The following is a 24,807-nucleotide window of genomic DNA, read 5'->3' on the forward strand; positions in this document are numbered from 1 at the left end:
GGTGAGCAGCGAGCTTTTTGATGCAATTGATTATTTGGAGAAAGAGAAAGGGATTGATAAAGATATCCTCATGGAAGCCCTCGAGGCCGCTCTTATCTCCGCTTATAAGAAAAACTTTAAATCAGCCACAAATGTCCGGGTTGATTTAAATGAAGAAACGGGAAGCATGCATGTTTATGCCCGTAAGGATATTGTCGAAGAAGTGGAAGATCCATTGCAGCAGGTATCCATTGAAGAAGCAAAACAGAAAGACCCTAACTATGAAATCGGGGATGTAATCGAGCAAGAGGTGACTCCGAAGGATTTTGGAAGAATCGCCGCTCAAGCAGCGAAGCAGGTAGTCACCCAAAGAGTCCGGGAAGCAGAAAGAGGCGTTATTTTTAGTGAGTATGCAGACCGGGAAGAAGATGTTATGACGGGCATCATCCAACGAAAAGATCCTCGTTTTATTTATGTCAATCTCGGCAAAATCGAGGCGAGACTCCCCGAGAGTGAGCAAATGCCTACGGAACGGTATGAGGTTCACGACCGTCTTAAAGTGTTGGTTACAAAAGTCGAAAATACGAACAAAGGACCGCAGATATACGTGTCCCGTACCCATCCGGGATTATTGAAGCGGTTGTTTGAAATGGAAGTTCCGGAAATTTATGATGGAACCGTGGAAATCCGATCTGTAGCCAGGGAAGCCGGGGACCGTTCCAAAATCTCCGTCCACGCCGAAGACCCGGAAGTGGATCCGGTCGGCTCATGCGTAGGCCAGCGCGGCCAACGGGTACAGACAATTGTCAATGAATTGAAGGGCGAAAAAATTGACATTGTAGAGTGGTCCGAGGACCCGATTGTATATGTTTCCAATGCACTCAGCCCTTCAAAGGTGATCGAAGTGCTTGTCAATGAAGAAGAGAAGGCCACTACTGTCATTGTTCCTGATTATCAGTTATCGCTCGCTATTGGCAAAAGGGGACAGAATGCAAGGCTTGCTGCAAAACTGACCGGATGGAAGATAGACATAAAGAGCGAGAGTGAAGCTCGGGAAGAAGGCTTGTTGGAAGAATCGGAAGAAGGTTCTTCCGATGTTGATGAAGCTTATTCAGATATCGATGATAACTTGTTTGAATAAGGAGGGGGAAAAGGATGGCAGCAACCAGAAAAGTTCCTCTTAGAAAGTGTGTAGTAACACAGGAAATGAAACCAAAGAAAGAATTAATCCGCATCGTCCGCAATAAAGAAGGCGAAGTATTTGTGGACGAAACCGGAAAAAAGAACGGGCGTGGAGCCTATTTGACCAGAAGTATCGATGTCGTGGAGACAGCGAAAAAAAGCGGTATATTGAACCGTCATTTGAATGCGGAAGTCGATTCGTCGGTTTATGAACAACTAAAAACAGTTATAGAAGGTAAGAAAATTGAGTAAAGATTATCTGAATTTGTTGGGCCTTGCTTTTCGAGCGGGGAAACTCACATTGGGAGAAGAGGCCATTATACGTGACATTCAGAAGCGGAAGGCGAAACTTGTTCTTTTAGCAAGTGATACGGGAGCGCAGACAAGAAAAAAGATTACCGATAAATGTACGTATTATCAAATCCCTTTTTTTTTAGTAGACGACCGCGATACCATCTCACAAGCTATTGGGAAGTCAGGAAGAGTTGCTGTTGCAATTCTCGACTCGGGATTCGCCGCTAAAATGACATCGTTGCTCGATGAATCTATTCGGGGGTGAACGTATGAGTAAAACAAGAGTTTACGAATATGCGAAAAAACACAATCTATCCAGTAAAGTGGTCATAGATAAATTAAAAGAGTTGAATGTGGAAGTGTCGAATCATATGTCGACCATTTCAGAAGACACAATCAAATCGCTGGATAAAGCAATCAGCGGCAATAAACAGGCTGACAAAAAGCAAGAACAAGCAAAACCAGTCAGTGGAGATAGTTCCTCCAATAAAACAAATGCCAATCAAAATAATAAAAACAGAAACAACCGTACGCAACAAAATGGAAAGAATCCAAACAACAAAAACAATAAGAACAACAAAAACAAAAAAAGAAACAACCAACATTCCGGCCAAAACAAACAGCAATCGAAAGGCAAAAAACAGGAAACACCTGATAAAATCACGTACACCGATTCGCTGACCGTTAGTGAACTGGCTGATAAGTTAAATAAAGACGCTTCTGAACTCATCAAAAAATTGATGTTTTTGGGAACCATGGCAACAAAAAATCAAGATTTGGACCAGGACTCAATCGAATTGATTTGTGATGAATACGGAGTGACAGCCGAACAAGTTGTCGAAGTCGATGAAACGGATCTGGAAAACTTCAAACCAGAAGAAAAAGAAGAAGACCTCGTGGAACGTCCAGCTGTTGTGACGATTATGGGCCACGTGGACCATGGTAAAACAACGTTACTCGACTCGATACGCGACACGAAAGTGACCGAAGGCGAAGCAGGAGGCATCACGCAGCATATCGGTGCATATCAAGTAGAAGAAAATGGCAAGAAAGTAACATTTTTGGATACACCAGGCCATGCCGCTTTTACCAGCATGCGTTCACGCGGCGCACAGGTAACGGATATCGCCATACTCGTTGTCGCAGCAGATGACGGAGTCATGCCGCAGACAGTGGAAGCGATCAACCATGCCAAAGCAGCTGAAGTACCAATCATTGTTGCTGTCAATAAAATGGATAAAGAGGGAGCCAATCCTGATCGTGTCATGCAGGAACTGACGGAACATGAATTGATTCCGGAAGACTGGGGCGGCGACACTATATTCGTTCAACTTTCTGCTATTAAAAGAGAAGGAATCGACGATCTGCTTGAAATGATTTTGCTTGTTTCCGAAGTGGAAGAACTGAAAGCAAATCCTAACAGCTATGCCAGTGGAACAGTAATCGAAGCACAGCTGGATAAAGGACGAGGTTCTGTAGCGACCTTGCTGGTGCAAAATGGAACCTTGCGTGTCGGAGACCCGATTGTTGTCGGTAACACATATGGAAGAGTTCGGGCAATGGTCAATGATCTTGGACGCAGGGTGAAAACAGCTGAGCCATCAGCTCCTGTGGAAATCACCGGTTTGAACGAAGTGCCGCAGGCAGGTGACCAGTTTGTTGTCTTTGCTGACGAAAAGAAAGCCCGTCAAGTCGGTGAAGCACGTCAGCAAAAACAAATCGAAGAAAAGCGCAGTGATAAAGCGAAAGTTAGCCTTGATGATTTGTTTGAACAAATCAAACAAGGGGAAGTCAAGGATATAAACCTTGTACTGAAGGCAGATGTACAAGGTTCTGTTGAGGCATTGGCATCTTCACTGAAAAAAATAGATGTGGAAGGCGTAAAAGTAAATATCATCCATACAGGTGTAGGTGCGATTGCAGAGTCGGATATTATCCTTGCTTCTGCATCCAATGCAATTGTGATCGGATTCAACGTTCGTCCGGATAACAATGCCAAAAAAGCTGCTGAGACAGAAAATGTGGACGTTCGCCTGCACCGCATCATCTACAAGGTGATTGAAGAAATAGAATCTGCCATGAAAGGAATGCTTGATCCGGAATTTGAGGAAAAAGTTATCGGGCAAGCGGAAGTGCGGGAGATTTTCAAGGTTTCCAGAATCGGTACGATTGCCGGAAGCTATGTCACCGATGGGAAATTGACCAGAGATGCAGGGGTCCGTGTGATCCGTGACGGAATCGTCATTTATGAAGGGGAAATCGATACACTCAAGCGATTTAAGGATGATGTGAAAGAAGTCGCCCAAAACTATGAGTGCGGTATTACGGTGAAAAACTTCAATGACATAAAAGAAGGCGATATATTCGAAGCATATGTCATGGAGGAAATCGAGCGTGTATGATCTTATACGCGGAAGTAAATTGTTTTATCTATGAACCCCATTCGCTAAAACAAAAGCGTTCTGTGGTTAAAAGCCTAATAACAAGGTTGAAAAATGATTATAATATTGCTGTAAGCGAGATTGATCACCAGGATTTATGGCAAAGAACAGCCCTTGGCCTGGTGACCGTCTCTGCTGACAAAATCCAGGCGGAAAAGGTGATCAATCAGGCGTTGAAACTCATTGATTCTTTTCCCGAATTGGAGCGAACCACTACCAACTTTGAGTGGCTTTGAAATTACTTTCCCTCCACATAATAGAGGTGATAGAAAATGAATGAAATACGCGCAAACCGTGTAGGGGAACAAATGAAGAAAGAACTTGGAGATATAATCGGAAGAAAAATCAAAGATCCTCGGGTCGGTTTTGTCACAGTGACTGATGTGGAAGTTTCCGGTGATTTGCAACAGGCTAAAGTGTTTATTTCCGTGCTTGGCGACGAAAAGCAACGGCATGATACGCTTGTCGGACTGGCCAAAGCAAAAGGGTTTATCCGTTCGGAAATCGGCAAGAGGATTCGTTTACGTAAAACACCCGAATTATACTTTGAATTTGATGAAGCAATTGAAAAAGGAAACAGAATTGAGCATATACTTCGCCGATTAAATGATTCAGAAGAATAAATCGCTTTTTTCTGATGGTAAAACCCTTGTCATCCAACAAGGGTTTTATCTTTGTGCAAGCCACTGCGAGAAAGTGGCGGGAAAGAAAGGCACGGCGTATCAGAAGTTGTCGCTTTCTCCATCTTGAGATACTCGGAGATGAAGATGGAGCGAATTCGACTGCAGGCAGGTATAGAATCGATTCTGATGAAATTATCTAGAGGCGGAGGAAAGGGCTATGGATGGAATTCTTCCTTTATGGAAACCGAAGGGATGGACTTCACATGATTGTGTAGCAAAACTAAGGCGGCTATATGGTACAAAGAAGGTGGGCCACACCGGCACGCTTGACCCTGAAGTGGAAGGGGTTCTCCCCATTTGCATCGGTCAGGCGACCAAGCTGGTCCCGTATTTGACTGATACCAAAAAAACTTATATCGCCGAAGTAACATTGGGTGCCTCTACAGAAACAGAGGACAGTTTTGGAGCACCTGTTGAACAGGTTGCAGTACAGGAAGATTTTTCCGCTGCACGCGTCCAACAGGTTTTGGAAGGTTTTATCGGAGATATTGTTCAAATACCCCCAATGTATTCAGCTGTGAAAGTCAAGGGGAAAAGGCTTTACGAGTATGCAAGAGAAGGTCTTACGGTGAACCGGCCAGAGCGAACTGTGCATGTTGAGCGGATCCAGCTCCTATCAGATATTCTGAAGGAAGGGGATTGTATCCGTTTTTGTTTCCTTGTGGAGTGCGGGAAAGGCACATATGTGCGGACACTATGCGTGAATATCGGTGAAAAACTCGGATATCCGGCGCATATGTCTGGATTGGTAAGGACAAAAACAGGGGCCTTTGATAAAAACAGGAGTTATACAATAGAGGAAGTTGAACGGGCAAAAGAAAGAAATGAGCACTTGGATTTGCTTCTTCCTTTATCAGAAGGAGTAGCTCATTTAGAAAAGATTGAAGCTGATGCAGACATGGCGGCCAGAGTGTTTCACGGTCAAAAACTGAAAATGCCGGAAAAATTGCATGGGACGAAACAGTTCCGGATACAGCAAGGCGAAAAACTGCTGGCTATTTATCAACCACATCCTTCGGAAGCTGGCATGACGAAACCAGCCAAGGTTTTTCACTATGAGCAGGACTGAATTTGATAAAAAACAGCAAAACCGTTTGAATAAATCTTCGTTGAGTGGGTTTTAAGTTCTGCAGATTCGCTTTGTGTTTCTGCAAGATTGAATTAGCACTCATCCTAAAGGATAGCAGGAAGAGGCGTGAAAGGCATTGAATGTTTATTATCTACACCCCTTTGTCTTTGAAAAGGCTAGCTTTTAAAAAAATGCGCATATCCTGAAGAGATTTTGTATAATTACTTGCAATTTATCAATAAAAGCGTTAATCTAAAATACGGAAACCATCCCTTGGCAACGCGTAACTCCGACGCTTGCTGGGAGATTGGGGTTTTACAATTCATAGGAGGTGAAAAGGATGGCAATCACACAAGAACGCAAAAACGAAATCATCAATGATTTCAAAACACACGATAACGACACTGGTTCTCCAGAAGTTCAAATCGCTGTCCTAACGGAAGAAATCACAAATTTAAATGAGCATTTGCGTGTTCATAAAAAGGACCACCATTCACGTCGTGGTTTATTAAAAATGGTAGGTAAACGCCGTAACTTGTTGAACTACCTTCGCGCTAAAGATGTTACACGTTATCGCGAATTAATACAAAGACTTGGCCTCCGTCGCTAAGTTTTTCAGGGGAAAGCGGGAGTATTCCCGCTTTTTCTGTACTTATAAACCATTACATAAAGCAGCTTTCAAGCAGATTTTTGCGGAGTGAATCGGCACGGCCGATTTCTTTCGGGCGCAATGGTACACGCACTCTGTCTAAGGACATGAGGCAGCTGCAGGGTATGCAAACTGTTTAATCGGCAAAGACTGACAGTATGGCTATAACAAAGTGAAAAAGTATTTGCCGAAACTGAAAGCTTGATTTTTATTGAGAGGAGTATAGATGATGGCAGATAAGAAAGTATTTTCTACAGAAATCTCCGGACAGCCGTTCACGGTCGAAGTCGGAGAGTTAGCGAAGCAAGCCAACGGTGCTTGTATGGTTCAGTATGGCGACACTTCTGTTTTGACGGCAGCGACCGCATCAAATGAACCGAAAGACCTGCCGTTCTTTCCATTGACAGTCAATTATGAAGAACGTTTATATGCAGTAGGCAAAATTCCAGGAGGTTTTATCAAGAGGGAAGGACGTCCAAGTGAAAAAGCTGTACTGACTTCCCGCTTGATCGACCGTCCGATACGTCCGTTGTTTGCTGACGGTTTTCGAAATGAAGTGCAAGTAATCAGTACGGTGATGAGCGTCGATCAAAATTGTTCTTCCGTGATTGCGGCAATGATTGGGTCATCCCTGGCACTCGGCGTTTCGGATATTCCGTTCGGCGGACCTATTGCGGGGGCGATTGTCGGCCGTGTAGACGGAGAATTCGTTATTAATCCGTCGATCGAACAGTTGGAAAAAAGTGATATCAATTTGACAGTGGCCGGAACAAAAGATGCCGTGAATATGGTGGAAGCCGGAGCACAAGAAGTGCCGGAAGAAGTCATGCTGGAAGCAATCATGTTCGGACACGAAGAAATAAAACGGCTGGTTGCATTCCAGGAGGAAGTGATAGCCGAAGTCGGGAAAGAAAAAATGGAAGTGACCTTGTTTGAGTTGGATAAAAGTTTGTCGGCTGAAGTAGAAGCCAAAGCAAAAGAATCCCTTGTACAAGCCATCCAAGTTCAAGAAAAGCATGCCCGTGAAGAAGCAATCGATGCAGCTAAAAAAGCCGTCGTGGAAAGTTATGAAGAAGCCGAGGCGGAAGAAGAAAAAATCAAACAGGTTAAAGGTGTATTGGACAAGCTCGTGAAAGAGGAAGTACGCCGTTTAATAACTAAAGAAAAGGTACGGCCGGATGGGAGAAAAGTAGACGAAATCCGTCCTCTATCTTCCCGAATCGGTGTCCTGCCGCGTACGCATGGATCCGGGTTGTTCACCCGTGGGCAGACACAGGCTTTAAGTGTGTGTACACTTGGTGCGTTGGGTGATGTGCAAATTCTTGATGGTTTGGATTTGGAAGAGTCAAAACGATTCATGCACCATTATAACTTCCCGCAATACAGTGTAGGGGAAACCGGCCCGATCAGAGGTCCAGGACGTCGGGAAATCGGTCATGGAGCTTTAGGGGAACGGGCATTGGAAGTAGTGGTTCCTTCTGAAAAGGAATTTCCTTATACAATTAGACTCGTCTCCGAAGTATTGGAGTCTAATGGATCGACTTCGCAGGCCAGTATCTGCGCGAGCACCATGGCAATGATGGATGCCGGCGTTCCAATTAAGGCTCCGGTAGCAGGAATAGCCATGGGCTTGGTAAAGCAGGATGAAGATTATACCATCCTCACCGACATACAAGGCATGGAAGACTTTCTTGGTGACATGGATTTCAAAGTAGCAGGAACTTCCAAAGGTGTGACTGCCTTGCAAATGGATATCAAGATTGAAGGTCTTTCCAGAGAAATACTTGACGAAGCACTGAGCCAGGCTAAAAAAGGACGGATGCACATTCTTGATCACATGATGGAAACCATCGGTGAACCGAAAGAGGAGCTTTCCGAGTATGCACCGAAGATTCTTACCATGGAGATCAATCCCGATAAAATACGTGATGTAATCGGACCGAGCGGTAAACAAATCAACAAAATCATCGAGGATACTGGAGTTAAAATCGATATCGAACAAGACGGAAGAGTATTTATTTCTTCAACCGATTCGTCCATGAACCAAAAAGCCAAAAAAATCATCGAAGATCTTGTACGCGAAGTGGAAGTGGGCGAAATATACCTTGGCACCGTACGACGTATCGAGAAGTTCGGAGCCTTTGTTGAGTTGTTCAAAGGAAAAGACGGTCTTGTGCATATTTCCGAACTGGCTGAAGAAAGGGTCGGAAAGGTTGAAGATGTCGTTTCGATTGGTGACCAGGTAATGGTCAAGGTAAAAGAAATCGACAATCAGGGCCGCGTTAATTTATCGAGAAAAGCAGTGCTCAAAGAACAAAAGCAGGAAGACGAACAATAAACGCAAAAACAAGAAGCTGGTCTCCCAGTTTCTTTTTTTCTTTTGGCTAATTTTTCTCTGTTTTTTTGCGATAATAAAAGTGGTAAGTACAAGATTTCTTTTTTGAACGATAGAAAGTTTCAATTATAAAAATGTCCTGCTCCAGTGCTTACCCCCCTCGAGTTCTGAAGCAAAGCTCTGTGGACAATGAATGCCACTTCAAGGCTTTACTCAAGCTTGTCGGATACTCATATGATGTGGACATGCAGACGTTGCCGCTGGATGCAGCGTATTTACCCTGTTCTCCCTTCAACCGTTGCTTTCGCTTTTCTTTAAAATTGGCTGTGCAGGCAGGCGATCTACTGGGATTCCCTTTTGTTCTACCTTGTCCCCGTCCCTCATATTTATAAAAGAGGAGGGATCAAAGTGAAACGGTTCATTATCCAGATAGGTGTTTTTCTACTATTGGCAGGCGCTTTTTTCCCGACGGCTGCCAATCCATTTAAATACAACAACCTGGAAGTTCTACCAGAAGCGCTTCCTGTCACAAGTCCTGAAGAGGAATCGCTCCGCAGCGAAATAGAAACGCAAGCGAAGCATTTGAACGAGAAAGCTGACAATGCAAAAATAGACAGGGTGTGGAAGAAAATGCCCGGGAGAAACGGTTTACAGGTAAATATCGAAGAATCCGTCAATAAAATGAAAAAAGCAGGAAAGTTCGATAAGTCGCTTCTTGTTTTGGAACAAGTCCCGCCCCGGATTGCTTTTGAAGATCTTCCGGCAGCCCCGATCTATCGGGGACACCCGGAAAAAGAAATGGTCACATTGCTCATCAACGTTTCCTGGGGAACTGAAAATATCCCAAGTATGCTAAAAACTCTAAGAGAAAAAAATGTGAAGGCAAATTTTTTTATTGAGGGTAAATGGGCGAGCCAGAATTCTGACTTGGTTAAGATGATCCAAGAAGAAGGGCATACTATTGGAAACCACGCTTACAATCATCCAGACATGAAGCGGTTAGCAACTGCAGAAAACAGGGAACAGATAGAAAAGACGAATGAAATAATCAAAGCCATAACAGGTGAGACTCCGAAATGGTTTGCTCCTCCAAGCGGGAGTTACAATGAACAAGTTGTTCAAATAGCGGCTGATCTTGAAATGGAAACAGTCCTTTGGTCGGTTGACACAATTGATTGGAAAAACCCCACTGTCCCTGTCATGCTGAAGCGAGTGGAGGAAAAAGTGCATCCTGGCGCAATGATTTTGATGCATCCAACAGATGTGGTGAACAGCGGATTGGCTGAATTGATCGATATGATAAAACGGAAAGGCTACAAGATTGCTGCAATAGAACGTTTGTTGAGTGAACAACGATAAAAACGGAGGCAGGAAGAAATAGGAGGATTTGATTTGCTTAAAAAATATACGTGCGACAATGGGTTAAGAGTAGTATTAGAAGATATACCGGCGGTGCGATCCGTCACGGTGGGTATCTGGATCAAAACAGGGTCACGTAATGAAACGTTGGAAAATAACGGGATATCCCATTTCCTGGAGCATATGTTCTTCAAAGGAACAACATCGCGGTCGGCCCGGGATATCGCAGAAGCCTTTGACGCCATAGGCGGACAGGTCAATGCTTTTACCTCGAAAGAGTACACGTGCTTTTATGCGAAAGTGCTCGATACTTATAAAGATTTTGCTTTAGAAATATTGGCGGATATGTTCTTCAACTCGACTTTTGAAGAAGAAGAGCTGGAAAGAGAAAAGAAGGTCGTGTTTGAAGAAATAAAGATGTCCGAGGATACCCCGGACGATATTATCCATGACATGCTGTCAGATGTTTCTTTCGGTGACCATCCTTTAGCGTATCCAATTCTCGGTTCTGAGAAAACTCTTTCCTCTTTCAACCGGGAAGATTTGCAACGATACAAGGACAGCCATTATACACCGGGCAATGTAGTTATTTCTGTAGCCGGCAATGTTGACGACCGCTATTTTAAGCAAGTCGAAAAGTTATTCGGCAACTATCATGCAAAAAGCAATGGATTCGAATATCAACAGCCAATGTTCCTGGCCGAGCATGTAGAACGCAAGAAAGATACCGAGCAAGCTCATTTATGTCTGGGTTATCAAGGTCTCCCAGTCGATGACCCATCCATCTACAGTTTAATCATCATGAATAACGTCCTGGGCGGCAGTATGAGTTCCAGATTGTTTCAGGATGTAAGAGAGCAGAGAGGGCTCGCTTATTCCGTCTTTTCCTATCATAGTTCATTTATCGATAACGGATTGCTCACTATTTATGCTGGGACGGGAAAAGAACAGTTGACTTTACTGCAGGAAACAATGGAAGCGACTATCGAAAGTTTCAAATTGAATGGACTTACTGACAAAGAGCTTCATAACAGCAAAGAACAGCTGAAAGCCAATTTGATGCTGAGTTTGGAAAGTACAAATAGCCGAATGAGCCGGAATGGCAAAAATGAACTGATCTTAAACAGGCATCGGACGCTGGATGAAATCATTGATGAAATTGATCAAGTAACACATGAGTCGACCAGTCACATCATCCATTCTTTGTTTGAACAAGAGCATTCGAGTGCGTTGATTGCACCTTGATATTCTAAGGTCCGTGTAAATGTTTATCATCATGTTTTTCATTCTTCCACATAAAATAAGAGCAAAGACTTCTAAAACCTGAGCGATCTGGAAGGATAGGTGAACAAATGAGATACAAGGACTTGAGTGGCAAGGAAATCGTCGATGTCAGCAGCGGTACAAGACTCGGCGTTTTGGGTCATACCGATTTAGAATTTAACGAGGAAACCGGTCAGATTGAATCCTTCATTCTGCCGAATTATAAATGGTTCGGAATGAAAAAAGAAGGGGAAAATGTAAGGATTAATTGGCGTGATATCAAAAAAATCGGTGAAGATATGATAATTATAGATTCCTGAGTGATAATAGGTACCTTAAAAAGCTTGCAGAGACTCCGGCTTCTCTGCAAGCTTTTTTGTTGTGTCCAGGAAAATCAAAGAATATGGACTTTTGGACAGTTGTTGGGAGGACCAGCTCTTTTCCAGTTCCTGTGCCCATTCCCGGCAGTTCTAAGGCAATCCTTCTGCCACGCCTGGGCTCGTCTCAAGCTTGCCTGAGGCCCGAACGAAGCTGCCTGTGCAGGCGTTGCCACAGGAGATGGCGAATTCACCTGTATCCTTTAAACAGAGGCTTTCGCTTTTTTGCCAATTTCACTTTACCTTGAATACTACCGGGATGAGTGTACAGTCACTAACTATGGCGGATTTCATAGTATAAACAGAGACGCATTATCCCTACGCGAGGTGAAGTAATGGATACCAAAATGAATATCGCCATTATTGGTGGTGACGCAAGATATTTAGAATTAATCAGGCACTTAACGAAAAATCCCCAAATGGAACTGACAATAATCGGTTATGATCAACTGGATCAGGGTTTCACAGGAGCCAAACAAGCGGAAATGGAAGATTTGGAACCAAGTAAACTAGATGCAGTGATTCTTCCTGTCCCAGGAACAGACCATCAAGGATATGTGGAAACTGTTTTTTCCGACAAACAGATCCAGCTGAAAAAAGATTGGTTTCACGCGTTGAAAAAAGGCTGTATCGTATTTTCTGGCATTACTACTCCATTTTTAGATGAAGCAGCTGGAGAGGCTGCTATACAGTTGGTTCCGTTATTCGATCGGGATGATGTGGCGATTTACAACTCAATCCCAACAGTAGAAGGGACCATCATGATGGCCATCCAGCATACTGATTTTACCATCCATTCAAGCAATGTAATCATCTTGGGATTGGGGAGGGTCGGTATGACGCTTGCCAGCAAGTTTTCCGGATTAGGTGCGCGTGTCTCTGTCGGATCCAAGCATCAACCAGACCTTGCCAGGATTACAGAAATGGGGTTGACCCCTGTTTTATTGGAAGACCTTGCCACGCATTCTCCTAACTGCGATTTGCTGATCAATACCATACCGGCACGAGTCGTCACCAGGGAAGTAATCCAGCCGATGAAATCACATGCCTTGATCATTGATTTGGCTTCCAAACCAGGAGGAACTGACTTTGATTTTGCTGAAAAGAGGGGAATCAAAGCCATGCCCGCACCCGGGCTGCCGGGAATTGTCGCTCCAAAGACAGCGGGCGCCATCCTTGGCAGAGTAGTTTCTCAAATTTTGACGGCCCACTTTTCGGAAAGGAGAAGGTAATATGTCATTAGAAGGAAAAAGAATCGGCTTTGGTCTTACAGGTTCTCATTGTACGTATGATGCAGTTTTCCCTCAAATGGAAAAACTGGTAAAGGCAAAAGCGGAAGTAGTACCGATAGTTTCCTATACTGTTCAACATACCGACACCCATTTTGGAGAGGCAAAAGCACATTTACAAAGGATCAAAGAGATTACTGGTAAAGAACTGATTACAACCATTCCAGAAGCAGAGCCTTTAGGGCCGAAATATCCTTTGGATTGTATGGTAATAGCCCCGTTGACCGGTAATTCGATGAGTAAGCTTGCTAACGCCTTGACAGATTCCCCAGTCCTGATGGCTGCAAAAGCGACCATCCGTAATGGCAATCCTGTAGTTTTAGGTATCTCGACAAACGATGCTTTGGGATTGAATGGGGTCAATTTAATGCGGTTGATGGCCACGAAATTGATTTACTTCATTCCTTATGGACAGGACGATCCTTTCAAGAAGCCGAACTCCTTGGTAGCAGAAATGGATTTATTGCAAAATACGGTAGAAAGCGCCCTGGAATACCAACAATTGCAACCGGTTATCATTGAAAGAAAATAAGCATCCGCACCCTTTCTATACCTTCCTTCCTTCTATTATGTTAGAATAAAGACTATGAGAAAAATCTGTAAACATATTAGCAGACACCGAATCAATCAGGGAGGAGATTTTTTAGCATGCAAAACCAAAAAGGATACCATGTTGCCGTCGTAGGCGCGACGGGAGCAGTAGGACAAAAAATGTTGGAAACACTTGAAAAGAAAGAGTTTCCTTTAGAAAGTTTAAAGTTATTATCTTCCAGTCGTTCGGCTGGTAAAAAAATAGTTTTTAAAGGCGAAGAATTAACGGTAGAAGAAGCCACTCCTGAAAGTTTTGAAGGAGTACAAATCGCTTTGTTTTCAGCAGGGGGTTCTGTGTCCAAAAGCCTGGCACACGAAGCAGTAAACAGAGGAGCCGTGGTCATCGACAATACAAGTGCTTTTCGCATGGATAAAGAAGTTCCGCTTGTCGTGCCGGAAGTAAACGAAGAAGATCTTTCCAAACACAAAGGAATTATCGCCAATCCGAATTGTTCAACCATACAGATGGTTGCTGCACTCCAGCCGATCAAGAAAAATCATGGTATTTCCCGAGTAATCGTCTCTACTTATCAAGCAGTTTCGGGCGCTGGTACTTCAGCTGCGGAAGAATTACGAGAACAATCGAAAGCATTTTTGAATGGTGAAGATATGCAAGCGGAAATTCTGCCAGTTAAAGGAGATAAAAAACATTTTCCGATTGCTTTTAATGCCCTTCCGCAGATTGATACGTTCGAGGAAAACGGCTATACATTCGAAGAAATGAAAATGATCAATGAAACGAAAAAAATCATGCATGCACCGGATCTTCCTGTAGTAGCAACGTGCGTCCGGCTTCCATTTTTCACTTCTCATGCTGAAAGTGTATATATTGAGGTAGAGAAAGAGGGACTGCAGGCAGCCGATATCCAAGAAGTATTGCGGAATGCGGATGGCATCATACTGGAGGATGATCCATCTAAGCAAGAATATCCTACCCCGTTGAGCGCAGCAGGGAAAAGTGACGTTTTTGTCGGTCGAGTGAGAAAAGACCCAGACCATCCGAAAGGCTTTCACCTTTGGGTCGTATCTGATAATCTACTAAAAGGGGCAGCATGGAATTCTGTGCAAATCGCAGAAAGTCTTACAAAAAATAATTTGCTGTAACTTTGAGGTGTGTGTATGAATAAAATATTAGTTCAAAAGTTCGGTGGTACGTCAGTGCGGGACAAAGACACTCGTGCAAGTGCCGCCGGACATATTAAAGATGCGATAGACGAAGGCTATAAAGTAGTAGTGGTGGTATCAGCCATGGGGAGGTATCCGGATCCTTATTCGACAGATGCTCTGCTTCAGCTTGTCGGGTTTCCGCGGACACAAATTACGAAGCGGGAACAGGATTTGCTGTTATCTTGCGGGGAAACTATATCCTCGGTGGTTTTTTCCAATGAATTGAAAGAAGCAGGAATCCATTCCATTTCCCTTACCGGCGCGCAGGCTGGTTTTATTACAAGCGGGGATTTTACCGAGGCGAAGATCAAAGAAATGAATCCGGAACGAGTGAAGAAAGAATTGGAAATGTATGATGTCGTTGTGGTGGCAGGCTTCCAGGGAAAAACGGAAGATGGAGAAATAACCACGATTGGCAGAGGGGGTAGTGATACCTCTGCCGCCGCATTGGGAGCAGGACTTGGAGCCGAGTATGTCGATATTTTCACGGATGTAGAAGGAATCATGACCGCGGATCCTCGAGTTGTAGAGACAGCAAGAATATTGGATGTGGTTACTTATTCAGAAATTTGCAATCTTGCTTATCAGGGTGCAAAAGTCATCCATCCACGCGCGGTCGAAATTGCGATGCAGGCAAAAGTGCCAATCAGAGTACGTTCCACTCATTCTAAGGATACCGGAACACTGGTTACCTCCTCACGTGAATCGGCAAAAGGAAAAGATATACCTGACAGGCTTGTCACGGGGATTGCCCATATTTCCGATATTACACAAGTGAGGGTAAATACGAACAAGGAACCTTACCGCTTGCATTCAGAGGTATTTAAAGCAATGGCTGCCGCCGGAATTTCCGTCGATTTTATAAATATTTCTCCGACAGGTGTGGTATACACTATACCAGAGCGGTTTACAGACCAGGCGGTCGAATTGCTGGAAGGCTTGGATTACGAACCGATCATTACCAGAGATTGTGCAAAAGTATCCTTAGTGGGTGCCGGAATGACAGGCGTACCTGGAGTGACTGCGAAAATTGTCCAGACATTGACAGATGCAGGGGTTCACATCCTTCAATCAGCAGACAGTCATACGACCATTTGGGTGCTAATCCATCAGGAAGACCTTGTATCAGCGGTAAATGCACTTCATAATACTTTTGAGCTGGATATTCAGCACGATTGATTTACTAGCAGATGCAGCAGAGTAGCAGGTGGTTTGCCACCTGCTACTCTTGACTAAAGAAACGAAAAGATGAAGTGAAAATGAAAGGAGTCCGTATTGCCATGAATTTCGGCAGAGTGCTAACAGCAATGGTCACCCCGTTTGACAACAAGGGGAACGTTGACCTGGAAAAAACAACAGAATTGGTGAATTATTTATTAAAAAACGGTTCCGATGGACTCGTGATTGCAGGAACTACCGGTGAATCGCCGACCCTTACCTCGGAGGAAAAAATAGCTGTATTCAATCAGGTCGTGAAAGACGCGGATAAACGTGTGCCTGTCATCGCCGGTACTGGGAGCAACAATACCTATGCCACTATAGAATTGACAAAAAAAGCAGAAGCAGTCGGGGTGGATGCTGCATTACTGGTCGTCCCTTATTACAATAAACCGAGTCAGCGAGGGATCTATGAACACTTTGCTGCAGTCGCCAAGGAAACGAACTTGCCAATCATGCTATATAACATTCCCGGACGTTCGGTTGTACGAATGGATCCGGAAACAGTAATAGAGCTGGCAAAAATACCGAACATAGTATCTATAAAAGATTCTACCGGCGATTTGGATGCTATTTCGACAATTATCGAAAATACAGGCGATGCATTTTCGGTTTACAGTGGGGATGACAGTTTGACACTTCCGATAGCGGCTGTTGGCGGAAACGGTGTTGTGTCGGTTTCATCACATATCATTGGGAAAGAAATGCAGGAAATGCTGACAGCATTTGAAACAGGAGAAACAGGGAAAGCTTCCCAGCTGCATCGTCAACTGCTACCGATCATGAGAGGCATGTTCATGGCTCCTTCTCCAACGCCTGTCAAGACAGCTCTTCAAATTAAAGGGATGGACGTCGGAGGTGTTCGTCTGCCGCTTGTTCCATTGACGGGAGAGGAAAGAAAACAACTAACACAATTATTATCTGGTAAATGATTCAAAGTAAACTCCCTAAATGGATATATTCCCTTTTTAAAACGTGCTTATCCAAGCGCGTTTTTTTAAATTGGTTATTCACCAAGGGTCTTTAATATCATAGTTGATAGAAACTACGACATAGTTTGAATTTGTCTTCCTAACTACTTGCATCCTTTGAGTGGGAGTTCCGCTGCGGAAATACCTTGCGCTTTCCGCGGGTGGCTGGTGAGCTTCCTCGAGCTGACGCTCTGCGGGATCTCACCGTGGCCTCTCCTCCCGCAGGAGTCTCCGGGTATTTCCTTCGCTGGGACCAGTTTCCTGTTTAGAAACTCGCGTACTAGACGTTTTTTTATTCATGTTCCTCTATGAACCGTTAAATCTTGAACGCATTAGGAGGTCTTGGGTTCAATCAGTTGCAAGGTATCGTAGAAAGTGACGAAACCTTCTTTCATGAGTCATTAAAAGGTCGAAGAGAAATCAGCTAAGAAACGTGGGAAAAAGACAAAATAAGAGGTGTTTCTAACCTTTAAATTGCTGTTGTAGTTGCACAAGATAGAAATGGTAATATGATTGCTCGAAAAGCAGGAACAGGTCGTGCTAGAGCAGAAGAAATCGCACTGTGATAGGTGAGTATATTCCCCCGTCTGCTTTGCTATGCACAGATACAGCCACTAACTATAAGAAGTTCGCCAAACTAAAAGGGCTGTTGCACGAAACAGTTAATGGCCGACAAAAACAACGGGTGAAGAAAGGGATATTCCATATCCAACACGTTAATAACTTCCACAACGGTTTGAAAGGCTGATTGGAGTGCTTTCAAGGTGTGGATACTCATTATTTGGACACAACTAACTCTATTGGTTCCGATGGCCTGAAATAGGCAAGGATTGGCTTTTTATAAACGAGTAGAGCAAATGCTTATTTCAGCGTGTCAAAAATCTAATCATACAACAGTTGAAATGTTAAAAGGTGCATAAGAAAAGACCTCCGATAAAGAGGTCAGTCGATAGAAACACTTAATTTTTGTCTGTAAATGAACGAACCAATATTGTTCCTGCTAAAACCGATAAAATCATATGTGTTTCAGGTAGTAAAAAGACGTTGGGGTAAATGTCCTGTGATACTCCATACCACTTCACCCAATAGATGTTTGGTATGAACACAAGAACAGACAAGATTACAGTTGGAATAAAAAGTTTCCAGTTAAAGTTAAACTGTCTTTTTAAAAGGCTCCTTAAACCTTTCCATTCCATCAATACACCAAATAGGAATGCCCATAAAGACATTACTATAAGGAGGATTTTTGTGTTTTCTGATGCCATTTGTGAAGCTATTTGGAGGTCATAGTAATTACCAACCATTAAGTAAAGTAAAATTATCATTCCCACAATCACTGTTGAAACACCTAATATTTTTTTTAGAATAGTAAAACCTCCCTTAATATATTCCTACGAATTAAAAAGCCTAAAGTTTTCAAAATCACCTTAATTTTATTTGAAAATTCAAATTCTAAAATATTGTCTAAAAACAACAATCTTTTAGAAAACAGCCTTATGAAAAGAAGTACATGTTTTCAGACAACCGTTTTAAGATGGCTTGTTGGGTCTAAAAGAAAAATTCTCTACGCTTGCGTAATCAGCATGCTTCTTAGCGCAGGTAGCATACGAAGACTCCAGCGGGAACAGCGCGAGCTGAAGATCCACTTGGTAAAGGGCTTTTCTTTACCAAGTTAGCTGAAGCCGTGCCCGCGGAAAGCGAAGTATGCTACCGAAGCGTTGGGTAACACGCTTCTTGAATAGGCAATGACACTCCATTAAAGTTACGGCGCAGTTTCTATTAACAAGACATTAATATGCTCGCGGATTTCCAATTAATATAAAGTTTCTAAATCCTTATAACAAGAAACTTTAAGATAGGAGGTGGTAGGTCAGCTGTATTTCTATTACTAACGGTGAAAAATCAACCACAGAATTCGCCCCTTAAAGCTACTTCTACCACATAAAACAACGTAAAACTTCCCTTCAACCATGTGTATGTAAGCAGTCATACTGTTACATACTAGGTACATGCTTGAAAAGGAGCGTGGATGAATAATGGGAAAAGATACATCAAAACAAGATAATCAAGACCAAAATAATCAATCGTCATTAGTACAAAAAATACAGCAGCTTGGTCAGTCTACTGTACCGCAAGCCCCGGATTCCAATATCCATGTACTGCCGATTATCGGGCAGATTGAAGGACACGTACAGCTGCCGCCGCAAAATAAGACAACGAAGTATGAGCACTTAATTCCGCAAATTGTAGCAATAGAGCAAAACCCTAAAATTGAAGGATTAATCGTTTTGCTGAATACGGTAGGCGGAGACGTAGAAGCGGGTCTTGCCTTGTCAGAAATGATTGCATCCTTGTCAAAACCTACCGTTTCCATCGTACTTGGAGGGGGGCATTCAATCGGGGTGCCCATAGCTGTTTCGACTGATTATTCCTTTATTGTTCCGACGGCAACCATGACGATCCATCCCATCCGATTGACGGGACTGGTAATCGGTGTACCCCAAACCTTTGAATATTTGGATAAAATGCAGGAAAGGGTTATCAATTTCGTCAAGCAACATTCCGATATCGAAGAAGAAAAATTTAAAGACTTGATGTTTGCGAAAGGGAATCTGACAAGAGATATAGGTACGAACGTAGTCGGAGCAGACGCTGTGAAGTATGGCTTGATTGATGACGTCGGCGGAGTCATGGAAGCCATGAGCAAGTTGAACGAATTGATAGAAAAGGAAAAACAATCAGGGGAGATGCTGCAATGATTTTATATACCCCCATGACAGAGGAAGAGATATTCGGTGTCGATCAAGAGGCATTTGCCAATCGGCAATTTATAAACATAAACGGAAGGACTGTGCATGCTGAGAGGAACAAAGACGGATCGTTCAGAATTTTACAGCTGATTTCGACTGATCCACAGGATTACCTTGATGATTCTTATACACCGGGAACCATTATTTCTGGTCAATAAAAAGAATTCTATTTCTCTCAATCCGCGTACTCTGTGCTATAATAACAATAGAGACCAGTGGGGAATCTTGCCAATATTTCAGGTTATCAACCCTTGTCATCGTGATGGCAAGGGTTGTACTACATAAGAAGACTGGCTGTTATTTATGTGTGCAGAGGTGAATCATATGGCGAAAAAGAAAAAAAACAGAAGAAAGAAATCTCAATTAAAAAAGCAAGTGAAATATGAACTTACTGGTATCTTATTTGTGTTCTTGGCTGTCTTGGGTAGTGGAGCGAGTGCGATAAGTGACGGAGCTGTTCCAGCAGGTCTGGAAAACATCTTTCGCTTTTTCTTTGGGATATGGTATTTTGTAGCTTCACTGTTCTTGTTGACGACCGGGATATTATTGATCATCAAAAGAAGGGTGCCATATCTACTGCATAAACGCATGATTGGATTTTATATCATTTTTTCAGGGATTTTGCTGATCACTCATATCCAAACCTTTGAATCCATATTGCAGGAATCGATAAACACTTCCATCATCGTCACAACGTGGGACAACATCCTCTCTTATATAGGCGGAGACGTACCTTCAGCCAATCTCGGAGGCGGCATGGCCGGTGCATTATTATTTGCTTTTTGTTACTTTTTATTTTCAGCGGCCGGAGCGAAAATTGTAGCTGTGTTCGGGATAGTAATTGGAGCACTGTTCGTTACGGAGCTGTCGATAGGCGAAATACTGGACAAAGGTTGGCAGCGGACAAACAGTTTTTTTCGCAATCAATTACAACAAATGAAAAAGCTGCAGCAGAATAATCGATCTGGTCGAAAGAAAAAGAAGCAGTCCAATCGTACGGAGGAAGGCTTAGCTGAGACCACGGTGGATGGAAGTGAATCGACAGCTGAAGAACCAGTAATCCAGGATTTTACGGATATCGCTTATTCTGCAGATGTCCAAACAGCAGAAACAGTTAACCGACCGGAGGAGAAAGAAGAACAAACCACCTCCGAACAAAAGAAAGATACAGAGGATGGAGAAATAGCTGAATCATTGCCGATGACGGAAGCGGAAAACCTTGATTATAAGCTGCCGACCATGTCGTTACTGGCTGAGCCTGAATATAATACCCAGCAGCAGGAAAGATCTCAAATTCAGGCTGTGGTAAGAAAATTGGAAAAGACTTTTCAAAGCTTCGGAGTAAAAGCGAAAGTAACGAAAGTGCATGTCGGACCTGCAGTGACAAAATATGAAGTATATCCGGATGTCGGTGTGAAAGTTAGTAAAATTGTCAACCTTCATGATGATCTGGCGTTGGCTCTGGCAGCTAAGGACATTCGGATTGAAGCTCCAATTCCAGGAAAATCCGCTGTCGGAATTGAAGTGCCGAATGGGGAAGTGGCGACTGTATCTTTAAGGGAAGTTTTAGAAACCAAGCAGGCACAGCAAGGGTCCAAGCTTTCTTTTGTGTTAGGCAGGGATATATCGGGTGATGCAGTCATGGCTGAATTGAATAAGATGCCGCACTTACTGGTCGCAGGGGCAACCGGAAGCGGTAAGAGTGTTTGTATCAACGGGATCATCACGAGTATTTTGATGCGGGCAAAACCGCATGAAGTAAAAATGATGATGATCGATCCAAAAAAAGTGGAGTTGAATGTCTATAATGGCATTCCGCACCTGTTATCCCCGGTCGTTACAGACCCCAAAAAGGCTTCGCGCGCTTTGAAGAAAGTCGTGTCAGAAATGGAAAGACGGTATGAATTATTTTCTGATACAGGGACAAGGAATATTGAAGGGTATAATGAGTTCATAAAAAAACATAATCAAACAGATCAAGACAACCAGCCGCTGTTACCATATATTGTTGTACTGGTGGATGAGCTGGCAGATTTGATGATGGTCGCTTCCAACGACGTCGAAGATGCGATCACGCGTCTGGCACAAATGGCCCGCGCTGCAGGCATCCATTTGATCATAGCGACACAGCGTCCATCCGTAGATGTCATAACCGGTGTCATCAAAGCCAATATACCATCCAGGATTGCATTTAGTGTTTCTTCTGCCACTGATTCGCGGACCATTCTGGACTCCGGTGGAGCAGAGAAACTTCTTGGAAGGGGAGATATGCTTTTCATTCCTGTCGGTTCATCCAAGTCGACGAGAATACAAGGGGCATTTCTTTCCGACGAGGAAGTAGAACGGGTGGTGGACCACTGTATTGATCAGCAAAAAGCGCAGTACCAAGAGGAAATGATACCGGATGAAGAAGCGGAAGTGAACGAAGAGGTAGATGATGAATTATTTGACGACGCGGTACAAATGATTTTAGAGATGCAAAGCGCGAGCGTTTCGATGTTACAGCGAAGATTCCGGATTGGTTACACCCGAGCAGCCCGGTTGATCGATGCCATGGAAGCAAGAGGAATTGTCGGCCCTTATGAAGGAAGTAAACCAAGGGCAGTGTTAATTTCACAACAAGAAGAAGAGAAAACTTCCTAGTGTTTTCAATTGCGACACAAAGACAAGCCCGGAAAGAGCGGTTTTTATCACACAGAAGAGGGACGCAGGATTTATTCGAAGGCCCGGAATGCAGCTCTTTTGTTGCTGCCAAAAAAGCGCCTCATTGACGATTAGTTCAATGAGGCGCTTTTTTAAAAGGAAAAACCATCCAGGAATACTTACTTCCCCTTCCAAAATTGAAAAGGTTTACCACTGGAGAAATGCCATGAATTGTAAGAAAATTAGCAGGTTTATTAAAATTGTCATAAAACTAAAAGATTCTGTCGTTTTTTGTCCATATCCTGTTTATTTGCTAGATCAAAAGTGTTATATTTATTTCGGACAAAGAATGACTTGTCAGAGGTCAGTTCTCTTTACATTCTGATTTGATGGGACTTTCATATTCTATTTAACTGTTTTAATACTTTTTACCTAGTAAGTAGATACATATGTTACGAAGTTTTAACTTCATCGGAGGGTAATGTTATGTCAATTAAAGCCGATGCTCGTCATTTATACCTTCAAGTTATCGATCAATTGAAGCAGGATATCGAAGAGGGAAGGTATAAAGAGAAAGAAAAATTGCCTTCTGAGTTCGCGCTATCCAAGAGACTCGGCGTATCGAGGGCTACACTGAGGGAAGCATTAAGGCTCCTGGAAGAAGAAAATATTGTGACAAGACGCCATGGTGTCGGTACCTTCGTCAATCCCAAACCCGTTTTTTCCGCAGGCATCGAACAATTGAAAAGTGTGACTGAAATGATTGCTTCCGCAGGAAAAATACCGGGGACCCAATATTTATCCACAGAATTGATCGAAGCTTCTGAAGAAGATAAAGACAGATTTGCCCCTGCTGAGATCGATACATTGGCTAAGATAGAACGGGTCAGAACCGCCGACGGGGACCCAGTCGTTTATTGTGTCGATAAAATATTACAACACTTGATCCCGATAGAAAAAATTCATAATCAAGCCTCCATCTTTCAAGTGTTGGAGGACTATGGAAGTAAATATGTCAGTTATACAGTTACCCACATCGAACCAGTAGGTTATCATGAGCTTATCTCACCTGTTTTGGGCTGTCAGCCTGATCAGCCGATGCTGCTCTTGAAACAGATGCATTATACAGATAGCGATGAACCGGTTTTATATTCTTGCAATTATTTCAGATCTGACGTATTTAGCTTTTACGTCATCAGGAAGCGTATGTAAAGGGGAACCATTTAAGGGGGTGATGTCCGGCGCCGTTACGCAGGTGGGTTTAGGCAATACAAGATAAAATCTAACATTTACGGGGGTAGGAATGTTGAAAACAAATCGTTTGCTATTATTGATAGCTTTGCTATTTGCAGCGGGAATTATTTTAAGTGCTTGTGGATCTTCGAACGAAGATGGAAGCGGGGAAGAAAGCGGAGGCGAAACTTCCGATTCCGGTGAAAACCAGGATGGCGGAGGAGACTCTGATTTTAAAGTAGGTATGGTAACCGATGTCGGCGGTGTAGATGACAAATCGTTCAACCAATCCGCATGGGAAGGTCTAAAGGCTTTCGGTGAAGAGAACGGGCTGGAAGAAGGAAAAGGTTACGACTATGCCCAATCGGAAAGCGATGCAGATTTCATGCCGAACTTGAACAGCTTGGTGAAAGCAGATTATGATTTGGTATTTGGTATTGGTTTTAAACTGACTGATGCGTTAAATAAGGTAGCTGGACAAAACCCGGATACACACTTTGCATTGGTTGATGCAGTGGCAGAAGAAGATAACATTGCAAACATCACCTTTAAGGAACACCAAGGTTCTTTCCTTGTCGGGGTGGCGGCAGCAATGAAGACGGAATCCGATAAAGTTGGTTTCGTCGGTGGCGAGAACAGCGAATTGATCAAAAAATTCGAGTCAGGCTTTCGGGCCGGGGTTGCTTCTGTGAATCCGGACATCGAGGTCGACGTACAATATGCCGAATCTTTCGGTGCTCCTGATAAGGGAAAGGTAATTGCTTCCAACATGTATAACAGTGGAGTAGACGTCATTTATCATTCTTCCGGCGCGACAGGCAATGGCGTATTTGCCCAAGCTAAGGATATCAAGAAGAACGATCCTTCCAAAAACGTATGGGTAATCGGCGTAGACCGGGACCAATACGAAGAGGGAGCGATCGGCGATGACAATGTCACACTGACTTCCATGGTCAAACGTGTAGATATTGCGGTCCAAGAAGTTGCTGCACAATCAATGAACGGTGAGTTTCCAGGTGGAGAAATCCTCGAATTCGGTTTAGAAGATGAGGGTGTGTCGGTAGCTAAGACGAATGAAGAGGCAATGACTGATGAAATGGTAGAAGAAATTGACAACTGGAAACAAAAAATCATCGATGGCGAAGTGGAAGTGCCAAGCACAGAAGAAGATTTAGAAGCTTACCTGGACTCTTTATAAAAAAAGCGGGAAAGTGGATAGAAAAAGGCTAGAAATGTCTAGCCTTTTTCTTCTGA

23 protein-coding genes and 1 pseudogene are annotated in these 24,807 nt (G+C 43.3%); 23 read left to right on the plus strand and 1 reads right to left on the minus strand.

The window, feature by feature from the left end:
- The first annotated feature begins 1 nt into the window (after position 1).
- The 18 genes and pseudogenes from nusA to F6X55_RS07390 all read left to right on the plus strand — a co-directional run.
- Positions 2–1,120: a transcription termination factor NusA gene (gene nusA, locus F6X55_RS07305; RefSeq protein ID WP_026771346.1), complete on the plus strand. Its 1,119-nt coding sequence runs from the start codon at positions 2–4 to the stop codon at positions 1,118–1,120.
- A 14-nt stretch (positions 1,121–1,134) separates the two neighbouring features.
- Positions 1,135–1,413 carry an RNase P modulator RnpM gene (gene rnpM / locus F6X55_RS07310; protein ID WP_026570326.1) on the plus strand — a complete coding sequence of 93 codons (279 nt, stop codon included), beginning with the start codon at positions 1,135–1,137 and terminating at the stop codon, positions 1,411–1,413.
- On the plus strand, positions 1,406–1,720 hold the full coding sequence (locus F6X55_RS07315; protein WP_026570325.1) for a YlxQ family RNA-binding protein: 315 nt from the start codon (positions 1,406–1,408) through the stop codon (positions 1,718–1,720). The genes rnpM and F6X55_RS07315 overlap by 8 nt, the downstream gene beginning before the upstream one ends.
- A gap of 4 nt (positions 1,721–1,724) precedes the next feature.
- The gene (gene infB / locus F6X55_RS07320) at positions 1,725–3,857 is read left to right on the plus strand and encodes a translation initiation factor IF-2 (RefSeq protein WP_026771345.1); all 2,133 of its coding nucleotides are present in this window, start codon (positions 1,725–1,727) and stop codon (positions 3,855–3,857) included.
- A complete protein-coding gene (locus F6X55_RS07325; RefSeq protein ID WP_026570324.1) occupies positions 3,854–4,132 on the plus strand; it encodes a DUF503 domain-containing protein in 279 nt (92 codons plus the stop codon). The genes infB and F6X55_RS07325 overlap by 4 nt, the downstream gene beginning before the upstream one ends.
- Positions 4,133–4,168: 36 nt before the next feature.
- Entirely contained in the window at positions 4,169–4,519 is a 351-nt protein-coding gene (rbfA, locus tag F6X55_RS07330; protein ID WP_026570323.1) for a 30S ribosome-binding factor RbfA, read from the plus strand.
- A gap of 217 nt (positions 4,520–4,736) precedes the next feature.
- On the plus strand, positions 4,737–5,648 hold the full coding sequence (gene truB, locus F6X55_RS07335; protein ID WP_026570322.1) for a tRNA pseudouridine(55) synthase TruB: 912 nt from the start codon (positions 4,737–4,739) through the stop codon (positions 5,646–5,648).
- Between the two features lie 340 nt (positions 5,649–5,988).
- Entirely contained in the window at positions 5,989–6,258 is a 270-nt protein-coding gene (rpsO, locus tag F6X55_RS07340) for a 30S ribosomal protein S15 (RefSeq protein ID WP_026570321.1), read from the plus strand.
- 265 nt (positions 6,259–6,523) lie between these two features.
- On the plus strand, positions 6,524–8,635 hold the full coding sequence (pnp, locus tag F6X55_RS07345; protein ID WP_026570320.1) for a polyribonucleotide nucleotidyltransferase: 2,112 nt from the start codon (positions 6,524–6,526) through the stop codon (positions 8,633–8,635).
- Between the two features lie 405 nt (positions 8,636–9,040).
- Complete coding sequence (locus F6X55_RS07350; protein ID WP_026570319.1) at positions 9,041–9,991, plus strand: polysaccharide deacetylase family protein; 951 nt, start codon at positions 9,041–9,043, stop codon at positions 9,989–9,991.
- A gap of 33 nt (positions 9,992–10,024) precedes the next feature.
- A complete protein-coding gene (locus F6X55_RS07355; protein ID WP_026570318.1) occupies positions 10,025–11,236 on the plus strand; it encodes a M16 family metallopeptidase in 1,212 nt (403 codons plus the stop codon).
- Positions 11,237–11,343: 107 nt separating this feature from the next.
- Positions 11,344–11,574: a YlmC/YmxH family sporulation protein gene (locus F6X55_RS07360; protein ID WP_026570317.1), complete on the plus strand. Its 231-nt coding sequence runs from the start codon at positions 11,344–11,346 to the stop codon at positions 11,572–11,574.
- Between the two features lie 392 nt (positions 11,575–11,966).
- Positions 11,967–12,863, plus strand: coding sequence for a dipicolinic acid synthetase subunit A (gene dpaA / locus F6X55_RS07365; RefSeq protein ID WP_202616118.1), 897 nt, complete (start codon positions 11,967–11,969; stop codon positions 12,861–12,863).
- A 1-nt stretch (position 12,864) separates the two neighbouring features.
- On the plus strand, positions 12,865–13,452 hold the full coding sequence (dpaB, locus tag F6X55_RS07370) for a dipicolinate synthase subunit B (RefSeq protein ID WP_026570315.1): 588 nt from the start codon (positions 12,865–12,867) through the stop codon (positions 13,450–13,452).
- Positions 13,453–13,568: 116 nt separating this feature from the next.
- Positions 13,569–14,615 carry an aspartate-semialdehyde dehydrogenase gene (gene asd / locus F6X55_RS07375; protein ID WP_153462585.1) on the plus strand — a complete coding sequence of 349 codons (1,047 nt, stop codon included), beginning with the start codon at positions 13,569–13,571 and terminating at the stop codon, positions 14,613–14,615.
- Positions 14,616–14,630: 15 nt separating this feature from the next.
- Positions 14,631–15,857 (plus strand): aspartate kinase, encoded by a 1,227-nt coding sequence (gene dapG / locus F6X55_RS07380; protein WP_037329042.1) that lies wholly within the window; start codon positions 14,631–14,633, stop codon positions 15,855–15,857.
- Between the two features lie 101 nt (positions 15,858–15,958).
- Positions 15,959–16,828 carry a 4-hydroxy-tetrahydrodipicolinate synthase gene (gene dapA, locus F6X55_RS07385; protein ID WP_035426817.1) on the plus strand — a complete coding sequence of 290 codons (870 nt, stop codon included), beginning with the start codon at positions 15,959–15,961 and terminating at the stop codon, positions 16,826–16,828.
- Between the two features lie 359 nt (positions 16,829–17,187).
- Positions 17,188–17,787: pseudogene (locus tag F6X55_RS07390) on the plus strand (IS1595 family transposase); the annotation flags it as partial.
- A gap of 39 nt (positions 17,788–17,826) precedes the next feature.
- Here F6X55_RS07390 and F6X55_RS07395 read toward each other — a convergent pair.
- Positions 17,827–18,204 (minus strand): hypothetical protein, encoded by a 378-nt coding sequence (locus tag F6X55_RS07395; protein WP_026570311.1) that lies wholly within the window; start codon positions 18,202–18,204, stop codon positions 17,827–17,829.
- Positions 18,205–18,903: 699 nt separating this feature from the next.
- On the opposite strand from F6X55_RS07395, the gene F6X55_RS07400 reads away from it, so the two are divergent.
- From F6X55_RS07400 to F6X55_RS07420, 5 genes are all read left to right on the plus strand, one after another.
- Positions 18,904–19,626: a ClpP family protease gene (locus F6X55_RS07400; RefSeq protein ID WP_026570310.1), complete on the plus strand. Its 723-nt coding sequence runs from the start codon at positions 18,904–18,906 to the stop codon at positions 19,624–19,626.
- Positions 19,623–19,835 carry a YlzJ-like family protein gene (locus F6X55_RS07405; RefSeq protein WP_153462587.1) on the plus strand — a complete coding sequence of 71 codons (213 nt, stop codon included), beginning with the start codon at positions 19,623–19,625 and terminating at the stop codon, positions 19,833–19,835. The genes F6X55_RS07400 and F6X55_RS07405 overlap by 4 nt, the downstream gene beginning before the upstream one ends.
- Positions 19,836–20,001: 166 nt before the next feature.
- Positions 20,002–22,320: an FtsK/SpoIIIE family DNA translocase gene (locus F6X55_RS07410; protein ID WP_026570308.1), complete on the plus strand. Its 2,319-nt coding sequence runs from the start codon at positions 20,002–20,004 to the stop codon at positions 22,318–22,320.
- 486 nt (positions 22,321–22,806) lie between these two features.
- Positions 22,807–23,532 carry a GntR family transcriptional regulator gene (locus F6X55_RS07415; protein ID WP_026570307.1) on the plus strand — a complete coding sequence of 242 codons (726 nt, stop codon included), beginning with the start codon at positions 22,807–22,809 and terminating at the stop codon, positions 23,530–23,532.
- A gap of 91 nt (positions 23,533–23,623) precedes the next feature.
- Positions 23,624–24,751: a BMP family lipoprotein gene (locus tag F6X55_RS07420; RefSeq protein ID WP_153462589.1), complete on the plus strand. Its 1,128-nt coding sequence runs from the start codon at positions 23,624–23,626 to the stop codon at positions 24,749–24,751.
- Positions 24,752–24,807 lie beyond the last annotated feature (56 nt).

The sequence above is a fragment of the Sediminibacillus terrae genome (assembly GCF_009602435.1).
In the GTDB taxonomy this organism is placed as follows: Bacteria; Bacillota; Bacilli; order Bacillales; family Amphibacillaceae; genus Sediminibacillus; species Sediminibacillus terrae.